The organism is Youxingia wuxianensis, from assembly GCF_014385085.1.
Lineage (GTDB): Bacteria > Bacillota > Clostridia > Oscillospirales > Ruminococcaceae > Youxingia > Youxingia wuxianensis.
The window spans coordinates 194,847-206,836 of record NZ_JACRTD010000003.1 but is presented as its reverse complement, the minus strand read 5'-3'; the positions used below and the strand labels follow the sequence as shown (position 1 = coordinate 206,836).

The following is an 11,990-nucleotide window of genomic DNA, read 5'->3' as shown; positions in this document are numbered from 1 at the left end:
ATCAAGAAAATTTCCGGACTTTTCAACAACAAATGCAGGATTTTGAAAAAAATCCTGCATTTATATGGAATATTATATTAAAATGTCACGCCTGAAACCAAGATAACATTGGAGTAAGGCGTCGTTTCTCCAGTGCGGATTAGCGCTCTTGTATCCCTGGTCATCACTTTGAACTGCTCATGGCGTATATAATCCACCCTTATCCCAGGAAACCGTTTTACAATCTCCTCATGCATCTGCGGGCTTTGTTCCTGGGTTTCCTCCGCCAAGTAAATCTGCTCTACACACATTTCGCTGATCACCGCATCCAGTACTTGCAGCAGTCCCGGTACCCCTCCGCTCACCGCTAGATCAATCTTCTTCACTCCAGCAGGCGCCGGCAAGCCTGCGTCTCCAATAGTCAGTGTCTGGGTGTGGCCCAGCTTTGCAATTTCATAACTGATCTCGCTGTTTAAAAGTTTTGCCTTTTTCATTGTCCTCTTCCTTCCCGTAAAGGCAGTCTCCCAAAAGGAACGGCCTTTTGGGAGACACGGATCTTATTCCTTTTCTTTTTTCTTAAGGTTTCTCAGACAGATGGGAAGATCTCCCCTGTCCCGATGATAAGCCACACACTTGCAGCAATGCCGGTTATATTCGCAGTCTCTATTTGTACAGGGACATACCTTTACATGTTCGCATGCCATAACAAACAGCTCCCTACATTCTGGTAATGGCCACGGCGTCGGAAATGGTCTTTTCTTTTGCCAGCTCGCCATACTTATTCACTTCATTTTTATCCTTGGGTCCATGGGTAATACATGCCGCGCCGCCAATACAGCCGCCAACACAAGCCATACCCTCAATAAAGTTTGCGTCCAGCATATTTTTCCCCGCTTTGAGCAAGGCGATTTTACACTGCTCTATTCCGTCGCAGGCCACCGGCTTCGCCTCAAACTCCTGGGGTGTAATCCCATGTTCTTTCAACGCCTGTGCCACCGCGTCCGAAAGGCCGCCGCTGCGGGCAAAAATTCTTCCATAATAGGAAGCGTTATCCAATACGCCCTCTTCTAAATTTTCAATGGTGATATCACGACAGTCCAGCAACGCCTGCAGTTCTTCAAAGGTAATAACACAATCGATAGCGTGGGTAGGTTCCTGCTGAAATTCCATCTTTTTGGCGGTACACGGCCCGATAAAGATGGTTTTCGCTCCCGGATCCAATTTTTTAATAAACTGTGCGATCGCTACCATGGGGGATGGATTATGAGAAATATGCTCTACCATTTTTGGAAACGCAGTCTTAATGTACTGTACAAACGCCGGACAGCAGGAGGAGGTCAAAAATCCTTTTTCTTTCAGCTCCAAAGCTTCCTGATACGCCACCATATCCGCGCCTAACGCCGCTTCTACCACACTGTGAAAGCCCAGATGCTTCAATCCGGTTACTACCTGCCCAATTTTAGCGTATGCAAACTGGCTGGAAATCGATGGGGCAATGACCGCATAGACCCGATATTTTTTATTATCCTGAGACTCTTTTAAAATATTGATCGCATCCAAAATAAAGGACTTATCCACAATGGCGCCGAACGGGCACTGGTAGACACAGGCGCCGCACGAGATACATTTTTCATTGTCAATCTGAGCTTTTTTCTCATCGTTCATTTTAATAGCGTTAATTTTACATGCATTCTCACAGGGACGAACCGACTTTATAATCGCGCTGTAAGGGCATACGCTGGCGCATCTGCCGCACTCAATACATTTATCTGGATTGATATGCGCTTTTGTGCCGTGAACTTCAATGGCTCCCACCGGGCATACATGCTGGCAGCGATGGGCGATACACCCGCGGCAAGCCTCCCCTACCGTATAACGGTTGACTGGACATTCATCACAAGCGATATTCAGCACTTCAATGACATTGGGATTGTTTTTATCCCCTCCCATAGCCAATTTTATCCGTTCGCTTACAATCGCCCGTTCTTTGTAAATACAACAGCGCATGGTCGGTTCCGGTCCTGGGATAATCTCTATGGGAATGTCGTGGTAACACTCTCTCAAGGTCCCTTCATAGGCGTGTTTGGCCACGCCTTTCAAAACATTATATTTTAAAAGCTGTACGTTAGTATCAAAATTTCTCATAGTTCCTCCCGTATCTAAGGGCGACCCCGCCGCTATCAAAATTAAAAATAACTTACTTTCACATGTTTTCCCATCTTTTCAAGATACTCCGCCAGATCGTCAATCAGCCGCAGCTTAATGCTTAAATCAATGGGCATGTTTGGATTTTGATGGGCCGGATTCATTGCCCTGCCTACAAATAGGTTTACGTCGGTGGCCTCCTCAAACAGAAGCTGAGCGATCAGCGACGCTCCATCCTTCTTTCCAATCCATTCACAGCTGGAATCAGAATTGGATGCGTACTGCCGGGCAATTTCCACTACCCTGCCCATGGTAAGCACCCCTTCGGTGACCAGATCCACTCCTTCGATATAGCCGATAGGGGGAATATCCGGATCGAAGTAATCAATCTTGGTTTTAATCTCTTTGCCCAGATATTTGCTTACGATGGTGGAAGTGGTTCCCCCGCATACAATCTTCTTGCCCTCTTTGGAAAAGAAAAGCTCCATGACCTTTTCATCGTCGCCCTTGTTGACCGGCGGACCGATCATCAAGTTCACCAGCTCCCGTTCCCGGATACGCAGCACCGCCACAGTGGTGTCGTCCCCCGGTTTTCCCATATACAAATCTTTGCAGGCGTCAGAAACCACACCCGCCATGGCTTTGGCAGTAATCTCCGGATGATACCGCTCCACGGCGTAATTAAGTACATTTTCCCGCTGCCAGCCAAAGTTGAGCACCTGGCCGACCCCGGCGTTGATAACTCCATCGCTCATCAGAATAAACATGTCTCCCAACTGAAGCTTAAAACGGGATTCGAAAATTTTCTTTCCCGCTATCAATTTTTCTTCCTTGGGATAATCATAGCTTTTTCCGTCCCGGATCATAATCACATCCGGATTGTCATACTGAATCAGGTATACATCTTTATTCCGATATACCTTTACAATCGTAAAGGTCGCATAGGCAACCCCGCGCACCGAGCATACCGGCAGGGTTTGAGCGATGGTGGTCACACATTCCTCAATTGGCATATCGCTTTCCATCATGGTGGCAATAATCTTTGAAGTCAGGGTGGAAAGGATATTGGCCTTCACTCCGCTTCCCAGACCGTCTGCCAGCACCATAGTAAAATCCCCATTGGGACTGGTCATAGTTTCTACCCGGTCTCCGCACAGCTCTTCCCCTACCTTATTTAAGGAGATGTAGCTGTTTTCCATGAATAATCTATCCATCATTCATCCTCCGAGAGAACCGTACTTTTTATGGATGTCAGGGCAATTTTGGTCTCCGCCGTAGTTTCTCCCAGCAAGGATGCGATCTCCTGGACGATACGCATCTGTTTTTCTACTACCTTATCGGTAATATCGATCGTCTTTGCCCGGCGTTCCTTGTATTTCTCATTGCGCCGATGCTCCTGGGTAATATCTTTCATTATCCCAAACAAAGAGTGATGCTCGCTGTCCAAAACCACAGAAAGTTCCACATATTTGTCGTATTCCGCCAGATACATCTTTTTATCGATAATATCATTTCCGCTTTCCAATACCTGCTCAAAATCAGTAGGATCCAGCAGCTCCACGATCATAGAACCTTTGACAGCCTTTTCATTGCCGATATTAAACAGGTGGCAAGCGGCATTGTTCATCTGCAGAATACACAGCTTGTCATCCAATACGAAAATTGCATTTGGGCTGACGTTAAATACATTATCCGAAAAGCTCTCCGCCCGTTCCTTCATATACGGCAGACACATGGTAATATCCGCTTTTCCCTTATATACCGCTTTCGCCTTTTCCCGGCAGGTGGGATAACCGCAGGTCCCGCAGTTAAGCTCGTCCTCCGGCTTGGTTTTCCCCATTTTAGCGAGGATTTCTATAATCGCGCTCTGGGGCGGTTCCTGCTCCACTACAAATTCGCTTGGGATCTGACGGGAAAGATTAAACTTCACCGACGGCAGATCAAAGTCCGCCCGGATATTTTCTTTCGGCTTGGCATAGTCGTTTACCCTTACTCTGCTTCCCAAAATATTTTCTCTATAAGCCTTGGTGGACGGACCGTTGATACAGCTTCCCTCGCAGGCGCTCATCTCAATAAAGTAACCCTTGAGCCCTCCGTTTTCAATCTCTTTGATCGCTTCCATGCAATTTTCGATACCATCTACTGTAAGATATTTATAATTGGTACCCTGAGTGTACATACAGTCGATGATTCCGCCGGTGCGTGGAAAGAAACGGGAAACTCTCCCTTCTTCTTCCTGGACACTGTGTTTTTCAAGAACGATCTCTTTTTTCTGCAGCCACTGCTCCATTTCATCAAATGTCAGTACACAGTCCACAACCCCCGGCACCTTGCACATTTCGTCCTTTTTAGAAATACAAGGACTGATAAACACTACATAGGCGTCAGGATATTCTTCTTTAATCATTTTGGCATGTGTCATCATAGGAGAAAGTACCGGCGCGATTGCCGATATTGCCATGGGATGATACTTTTGAATCAGCGTCACCACCGTATGGCAGCAGGATGAAATAATCACATCCTGTTTTTTCTCTTTGATCATTTTCTCATATTCCGATTTTACAATGTACGCTCCCTGGGCAGTTTCCCTGGCCGCAAAGAAACCAAGTTGTTTCAAATATGTCTCAAATTCTTCTATCCCCGCTACCGGAAAATGGGCAATAAACGATGGCGCGACGCTTGCGATGACCCGTTTTCCGCTACCAATCGCCCCCATCACCTCTGTCAGGTCGTTGCGGACCCGTTTTGCATTCTGTGGGCAGGTAACTACGCATCGGCCGCATAAAATACATTCCTGCGTAATAATCTTTGCCTGATTATCCACAAAACGAATGGATTTTACCGGACACGCACGGATACATTTATGGCAGTTTTTACAGTTCGCTTTTTTTAAGCTCAAAACGTCCATTATTTTATCTCCTTAAGTACCCTTTCTTCAAATACCTCTTTTACATTATCCGGGTTAAGTCCGGTTACAATCTGATCGTCGATTTTGATTGTAACTCCGTCCTGGCATCTGCCCAGGCAGAAGGAAGCGTTTAAATTTACTTTGTCCTCCAGTTGATTTTGGGCGATCAGGTCCTTGAACCCATTGATAATCGCATAAGAACCTTTCAGGTGACAGGAACTTCCAATACACACATAAATCTCCATAGACCATTTCCTCCATCATCATACAAAAGAGCCGCATCATAATTATATAAATATAATGCGGCTCTCAATGTTACTTAGTACGATATGAGCATACTACATTTTGCGAATTTTTTCAAGGTGAATGCCTTAGAAAACTAAGGGAATTATTCCTTGCCGTAATATGCTTTTTTATAAATCTCTTCGATCTCCGATACCAGCGGCTGTCTTGGGTTTGCAGTGGTACACTGATCCTCAAACGCTCTGTCTGCCAAGCCAGGCAGGCCAGCCATAAATACCTTCTCGTCAATCCCGCAGTCTTTGACAGAACACACCATATTGACCTCTTTCATCAGTTTGCGGATCGCTTTGATCAGGCTCTGTACCCATTCTTGGGTATTGCTGCCCGGCAGTCCCAGATAGCGGGCGATTTTCGCATATTTTTCATCCGCTACGAATTTTTCGTATTTCGGCCAGATGGTGAACTTTGTGGGCTCAGACGCATTATAAGCGATCACATAGGGAAGCAGGATAGCGTTGGCCCGCCCATGAGGAATATGGTATTCTCCCCCTAATTTATGGGCCATAGAGTGGTTCAGCCCCAGGAATGCGTTGGTGAAAGCCATACCCGCAATAGCGGATGCGTTGTGCATCTTCTCTCTGGCGACCATGTCATTTCCATCTTTATATGCTCTTGGCAGGTATTCAAATACTAATTCGATAGCTTTCATGGCGAGACCATCGGTATAATCGGAAGCCAATACGGACACATACGCTTCAATGGCATGGGTCAAAACGTCTAAACCGGTATCCGCCGTGATAGATTTCGGCATAGTAGCAGCAAACTGCGGATCGATAATCGCAACATCCGGGGTCAACTCATAATCCGCCAAAGGATATTTGATGTTCCCATTCTCTTTGTCGGTAATTACCGAGAAGCCAGTAACCTCAGAACCCGTACCAGAAGTGGTCGGGATCGCTACAAACTGTGTCTTTTCTCCCAGTTTCGGGAAAGCGAAAGCACGTTTGCGGATATCCATAAACTTTAGGCGCAAACCGTCAAAAGAAGTATCTGGATGTTCATAGAACAGCCACATTCCCTTGGCGGCATCAATAGCAGAACCCCCACCTAAAGCAATAATCACGTCCGGCTGGAACTGGTTCATAGCCTTTACGCCCTTCATAATAGTTTCTACAGAAGGATCCGGCTCTACCTCAGAATAAATTTCACTGTGGCAGTATTCCTGACGTTTTCTCAGATAATAAAGAATTTTATTCACATATCCCATTTGCACCATGATCGGGTCGGTAACAATAAAAGCACGTTTGATATCCGGCATTTTTTCCAGGTACTGGATAGAATCGTTTTCAAAGTAAATCTTCGGCGGAACTTTAAACCACTGCATGTTGACCCTCCTCTTGGCGATTCTCTTTTTGTTGATCAGGTTGACCGAGGATACATTGGAAGTGGTTGAGTTGCGTCCAAAAGATCCGCAGCCCAGAGTCAAAGAGGGCATATTGGTGTTATAAATATCACCGATCGCACCCTGAGAGGAAGGAGAGTTTACAATAACCCGCCCTACCTTCATAGCCTCGCCGTAAGCGTTGCACAGTTCGTTATTGGCGGAATGAATAACTGCGGAATGTCCAAGGCCGCCTAAGTCCAGCATATGCTGAGCATATTCAAATCCCTGCTTGGAATCTTTTACAGTAAAGTATGCCAGCACCGGAGAAAGTTTTTCCAAGGAAAGAGGATATTCTCTAGAGGGTTCGGGCAGTTTGGCAATCAGAATTTTTGTATTTTCCGGAACCTTTACACCGGCTTCTTTGGCGATCCAATACGCGGATTTCCCTACGACAACCGGATTGACCGCTCCCCTCTCCGCCGGCATAACATAATTGGTAACCTTTTCAATTTCTTCTTTATTTAAGAAATAGCAGGAGTATTTTTTCATAAAGGCTTCAAAATCTTTGGAAATTTCCTGATCTACGATAACCGCCTGCTCAGAAGCACAGATCATACCATTGTCAAAGGTTTTGGAAAGCATCAGGTCGGTACAGGCCCGCTCCAGATTGGCAGATTTTTCAATGTAGCAGGGTACATTTCCAGGGCCGACGCCTAAAGCGGGTTTTCCCGCACTGTAAGCCGATTTTACCATACCGGCACCGCCGGTGGCCAGAATCAGCGCTACTTTTGGATGGTTCATCAATGCGGAGGTAGCTTCGATGGAAGGAAACTCAATCCACTGGATACAGTTTTCCGGCGCTCCCGCTTTAATCGCCGCATCGCGGACAACTTTCGCCGCTTCCACAGAACACTTCTGAGCGGAAGGATGGAAACCAAAAATAATGGGATTTCTGGTTTTCTGGGTGATCAAAGCCTTAAACATCGTGGTAGAAGTGGGGTTCGTTACCGGAGTGACTCCCGCCACAATTCCCACTGGCTCTGCAACTTCCACATAGCCTTCCAAATCATTCTCATCGATGATTCCTACTGTCTTTTCATACTTGATGGAGTGATAAATATATTCGGTAGCAAAAATATTTTTGGTGATCTTATCTTCATATACGCCTCGGCCGGTTTCTTCTATCGCCATCTTGGCAAGATACATGTGTTTGTCCAAGCCCGCCAGCGCCATTGCATGCACAATTTTGTCCACCTGCTCCTGATCCAGCTTCATATACTCGCGAAGAGCTTTGTCCGCTTTTTCAACCAATTCGTTGATCATCGCATTAATGTCCACCGTCTGCTCTTTTGTCTTTGCGGGGGTTTTCGTTTTTTCCATTTTTACATAACCTCCTATTGTCTGAATTGATCTTATTTTATTTTGTTTGTTAATTCTTTGTCAATATAATATCATATTGTTAAAGTTTTGACAATTGGTAAATCTTCTAAACATCCCTGTTGATCGTCAGTCATTTTGTGCATCTTACCAAATACTTTATCCATGTATAGCTAAACTGCTTCCTCGACGGGATTTTTTCACTTCGATGGCACAGGGGACATTTTCCTTGAGCATTGCCACATGGGAGATAATTCCAACCAGACGGTGGCTTCCTCGGACAGTAGAAAGCACCTCTAATGCATCATAGATGGAGTTTTCATCCAAGGAGCCAAATCCCTCGTCAATAAACATACAATTGATCTGTATCCCCCCCGACCGGGACTGAACTACAGAAGAAAGCCCCAGGGACAGCGACAGAGCCGCTAGAAACTTTTCTCCTCCGGAAAGTCCGGTTACCGGCCGTTTTTCCCCGGAATTAGCATCAAACACTTCCAAATCCAGTCCCACATGGCGGCTTCGTCCCACTCCCTCCAAGGTGCGTACCAACTGATAGCGTCCGCCGTGTACCTTTTTCAGCAGCCGGTTGGCTTCATTAACAATAGAGGTGAGCATTACTCCCAGCACGTATCTGCGCAAACTGATCCCTTTATCTCCCCGTAAAATCACACCGAATATACGAAGCCTCTCCTGGCTTTCTCTCTCTTTGGAAAGCTCCGTCTGCCGCTTTTTATACTCCTGGCAGAAATTTTGCATCCGTTTGCTGGTCTCCTGGCATAAAATCAGGGAAGTATCACATTCTTTACAGTCTTTTTCTAAAGCTGCAAGAGTTTCTTTTGCCGCTTCTATTTCCGGCTTTTTCTTTCCCGCAAGCTGCTCTTCCAAACCACTCAAAGTTACCTTTATGGTATTTTTTAAAACCTCGTATTCTTTAAGTTGTTTTTCCAAATCGGCAATCTCTTCCATTGACAGGCGCGCCTGTATAAACTGCTCTTTTCCCAAAAAGCCGTTGAAGCTTAGGGACTGATAAAACAGTTTTTCCCGTCTGAGAAATGTCTCTTTCTCTTTTTCCAATTCCTGTGCTTCATGAAGGGCAATGGTTTTTCTGCGTTCAAAGGCAAGCTGTGCCTGGAGAAGCTCCTCTTGGGCGGCAGTATACCGCTCTTCGGTCCCGACGGTTTTCTCCTCCAGCAAAGAAATGGTCTTTTCTAAGGCGGGCGCGTCCGGGATGTCTCCATCCAGCTGAACGCTTAAAGCGTTCAGCTGCGCGGCGATCGCCGCTTGAGCGCTCAGCGCCCTTTCGCACTCGCCGCGCCGGACGCGCTCCTGCTCCTGCTGACGCTGCAACTCCGTTTCAAGGGATTGCAAGCGCGAGCTAAGATGCTCCAGCCGCTCACTTATCTGTGACAAGGCAAAATTTTCCGTTTGCCTCTCCTGTCTTTTCACAGCGGACGAGTGGTGAATACTTCCGCATACCGGACAAGGCATACCTTCCTTGAGCTCCCGGGCAAGAGCCTCAGCCGCATTCTCAAATAAAAGCCTGATATGCTCTTTAGAAATCTTTTCTTTTTTTACCAGAACCGCCTCTTTTTCTGCGGCTAACTTCTCCATGTTCGCTTGCGCTTCTTCCCATTGCTTTTTAGCGTTTTCCACGGTGCGAACGATCAATTGTAATTGAAGTTTTGTCTCTTCTAATGTCTTATATATTTCCCGCAGGCTTTTGAGCTTTAATAATCGCTGGTTTATCTCTGTACATGACTGTTTTTGCTCCTGTATCTCCTTCATTCCAGCCTCCGCCAGCTTCAATAGTTCCCGCGCCTTTACAAACGCTTCCTGCGCCTGCCTTTCCTGATGAATACGGTTTTCGTGCTCTTGTTTTGCCCGGCTAAGCTCCTCCCACATTCCGTTAAGCGCCGACGCCTTCCGAGCGGCCTCCAGCTTATCCGTCTGATGCTGGATTTCCTCCTGCCGCTGCGTCAGTACTTCATACTGTATTTGAGCCTTCTCCTTTTGGCAGAACAGTTCAAATAACCGGTTATCCTCATCAAATCTTTGTTTTTGCTCCTCCAAATTTTTATGCGCCACCAGAGATTTTTCCGTTAGCTGCTGCACTTCTTTTAGCAGCGCTGCTTGCTTTTCCTGCGCTTGTGTGAAGGTGTCGCAATCCCATTGACGAAGGGATTCTAACATTGCCGTCTGCCGAGCGGTAATCTTTGAGAGCTGGTCGTTGGCTTGAGAACACAGCCAATCGGCGATTTTGTGCCATTTTTCCGCGTTAAAAAGGGTTACGAGGATTTTTTCCTTCTCATCGCTTTTCGCTATCAAAAAATTTTCAAACTGCCCCTGAGGGAGAATAACCACCCGGCAAAACTGTTCATAGCTGAGCCCTAACAATTCCTGCGCCTTGGCCTCCATGTTTTTAATCCCAGGGTTCTCAAAAAATGGCGCCCACTGTCCCTGCTCGTCCAGAAAAAAGGCATTTTGTTGAGGAATATATTCAATTTCTCCTGTACCGCGTTTTTTACGGATACGAAGCGACCGGAAAAATTTATAAGTTTTTCCGCCTACAGAGAAGATAAATTCTATCTTGGTTTCCTGTTGCAATTGAGCGAATTGGCAGCGCATGGAGGACATCTCCCCCCGCATTCCCCCGCTGCTTTTTCCATATAGGGCGTAGGTAATCCCATCCAAGATAGTCGTTTTTCCCGCACCGGTTTCCCCGCGAATTAAAAATAAACCTTCCTTTTGGAAATTAGAAAAATCAATTCTCTGTTCTTCTACATAAGGGCCAAAAGCAGAAAAAATAAGGGTAACCGGCGTCACTGCAATTCCCCCTTTTCTATCGCAGCCTGGGCTTTGTGAAACCAGTCTAACATTTCTTTTTCCGGCCGGCCGCCTGCGATCTCTTCATAAAAGCGCAGCAATATTTCCTCTTCTGAAAAAGTTGCCGCTTCCTTTGCAGTAAGGGTGAACATTTTTTCCTCCGCCTCATAAGACTTTCCTGTCAGGGCAAGCAGATTGGGATAGCAAGCGCGAAAAGCGTCTAGCTTTTCCAAGCCCGCATAGCTATCGGTTAGTTCTACTTTTATATATTCTTCTGCACCGGGATGCGTCTGCGCCTCTATCAAAAGACTTTCATATTCTCCCCGCACCACTTTTAAATCATGCAGAGGGCGGATGGGTACTTCTTCTATTTTCATAGTTTCACTGTCCCAAATAGTTACAGATTTTTTTTGTTTTGCCTCTTCAAAAGAATATTTGAGCGGAGCGCCGCTGTATCTGATCTGGGGCCCAAGATTCTGCGCCCGATGCAGGTGGCCCAAAGCCACATAATCAAACCCGCGGAAAGCATCCGTATCCACTGCCAGCGCTCCTCCTACCGCAGCGCTGCGATCGCTGTCACTGAGCTGCCCGCCCATAGAAAAACAATGGGCAATTAAAACATGTTTTTTCCCTGGGAGAAAATTTTTTCGGATCGTCTGCGTCAGCTTTTCCATCGCCTGGGAGTAAGAAGTTATCTCTTCCTCCGGGAAAAGATAACGCACCTCGTCAATGCTGAAATAGGGAATACAGTAAAACGCTGTATCCCCAATAATCACCGGAATCCCTTCCCGGCGCAGTTTTCCTGTCACATATAGCCCTGCTTTCTCCAGAAGCTGGGTACAGGAAGCAAGGCGGGCGGCCCCGTCGTGATTGCCCGCTATCATAATTACCGGCGTTTGAAGGCCGATGCAAATTTGCGTCATTGCCCGATTATAAATATCGATCGCCCCGGAACTTACTACCGCCCGATCAAAAATATCCCCGGCAATAATTACCGCTCCCACACGCTTGTCCTTGATGATCTTTAAAATCTCATCTACAAAAGCGTTTTGATCTTCCTGCAAAGAGGTACTATATAAGTTAAGACCTAAATGCCAGTCAGAGGTATGTAGAATCCGCATAGCTCCTCCT

The 11,990-nt window shown here is 46.3% G+C and carries 8 protein-coding genes; all 8 read right to left on the bottom strand.

Annotated elements, in window-relative coordinates; translation table 11 throughout:
• Positions 1 to 77: 77 nt before the first annotated feature.
• Complete coding sequence (gene rbsD / locus H8705_RS05255) at positions 78 to 473, bottom strand: D-ribose pyranase (protein WP_262394774.1); 396 nt, start codon at positions 471 to 473, stop codon at positions 78 to 80.
• Positions 474 to 696: 223 nt separating this feature from the next.
• Positions 697 to 2,124, bottom strand: coding sequence for a 4Fe-4S dicluster domain-containing protein (locus H8705_RS05250; protein WP_262394773.1), 1,428 nt, complete (start codon positions 2,122 to 2,124; stop codon positions 697 to 699).
• A gap of 41 nt (positions 2,125 to 2,165) precedes the next feature.
• Positions 2,166 to 3,338 carry a serine/threonine-protein phosphatase gene (locus H8705_RS05245; RefSeq protein ID WP_262394935.1) on the bottom strand — a complete coding sequence of 391 codons (1,173 nt, stop codon included), beginning with the start codon at positions 3,336 to 3,338 and terminating at the stop codon, positions 2,166 to 2,168.
• Positions 3,338 to 5,032, bottom strand: coding sequence for a [Fe-Fe] hydrogenase large subunit C-terminal domain-containing protein (locus H8705_RS05240; protein ID WP_262394772.1), 1,695 nt, complete (start codon positions 5,030 to 5,032; stop codon positions 3,338 to 3,340). Before H8705_RS05240 ends, H8705_RS05245 begins: the two co-directional genes overlap by 1 nt.
• The gene (locus H8705_RS05235; RefSeq protein ID WP_262394771.1) at positions 5,032 to 5,277 is read right to left on the bottom strand and encodes a (2Fe-2S) ferredoxin domain-containing protein; all 246 of its coding nucleotides are present in this window, start codon (positions 5,275 to 5,277) and stop codon (positions 5,032 to 5,034) included. The genes H8705_RS05240 and H8705_RS05235 overlap by 1 nt, the downstream gene beginning before the upstream one ends.
• Positions 5,278 to 5,420: 143 nt before the next feature.
• Positions 5,421 to 8,039 carry a bifunctional acetaldehyde-CoA/alcohol dehydrogenase gene (gene adhE, locus H8705_RS05230; protein WP_262394770.1) on the bottom strand — a complete coding sequence of 873 codons (2,619 nt, stop codon included), beginning with the start codon at positions 8,037 to 8,039 and terminating at the stop codon, positions 5,421 to 5,423.
• A 156-nt stretch (positions 8,040 to 8,195) separates the two neighbouring features.
• Complete coding sequence (locus H8705_RS05225; RefSeq protein ID WP_262394769.1) at positions 8,196 to 10,859, bottom strand: AAA family ATPase; 2,664 nt, start codon at positions 10,857 to 10,859, stop codon at positions 8,196 to 8,198.
• Positions 10,856 to 11,980 (bottom strand): exonuclease SbcCD subunit D, encoded by a 1,125-nt coding sequence (locus H8705_RS05220; RefSeq protein ID WP_262394768.1) that lies wholly within the window; start codon positions 11,978 to 11,980, stop codon positions 10,856 to 10,858. The genes H8705_RS05225 and H8705_RS05220 overlap by 4 nt, the downstream gene beginning before the upstream one ends.
• Positions 11,981 to 11,990 lie beyond the last annotated feature (10 nt).

Bases quoted from the DNA above. Each gene is read 5' to 3' on its own strand.
- rbsD (WP_262394774.1), bottom strand. From the start codon at position 473: ATGAAAAAGGCAAAACTTTTAAACAGCGAGATCAGTTATGAAATTGCA.
- H8705_RS05250 (WP_262394773.1), bottom strand. From the start codon at position 2,124: ATGAGAAATTTTGATACTAACGTACAGCTTTTAAAATATAATGTTTTG.
- H8705_RS05245 (WP_262394935.1), bottom strand. From the start codon at position 3,338: ATGGATAGATTATTCATGGAAAACAGCTACATCTCCTTAAATAAGGTA.
- H8705_RS05240 (WP_262394772.1), bottom strand. From the start codon at position 5,032: ATGGACGTTTTGAGCTTAAAAAAAGCGAACTGTAAAAACTGCCATAAA.
- H8705_RS05235 (WP_262394771.1), bottom strand. From the start codon at position 5,277: ATGGAGATTTATGTGTGTATTGGAAGTTCCTGTCACCTGAAAGGTTCT.
- adhE (WP_262394770.1), bottom strand. From the start codon at position 8,039: ATGGAAAAAACGAAAACCCCCGCAAAGACAAAAGAGCAGACGGTGGAC.
- H8705_RS05220 (WP_262394768.1), bottom strand. From the start codon at position 11,980: ATGCGGATTCTACATACCTCTGACTGGCATTTAGGTCTTAACTTATAT.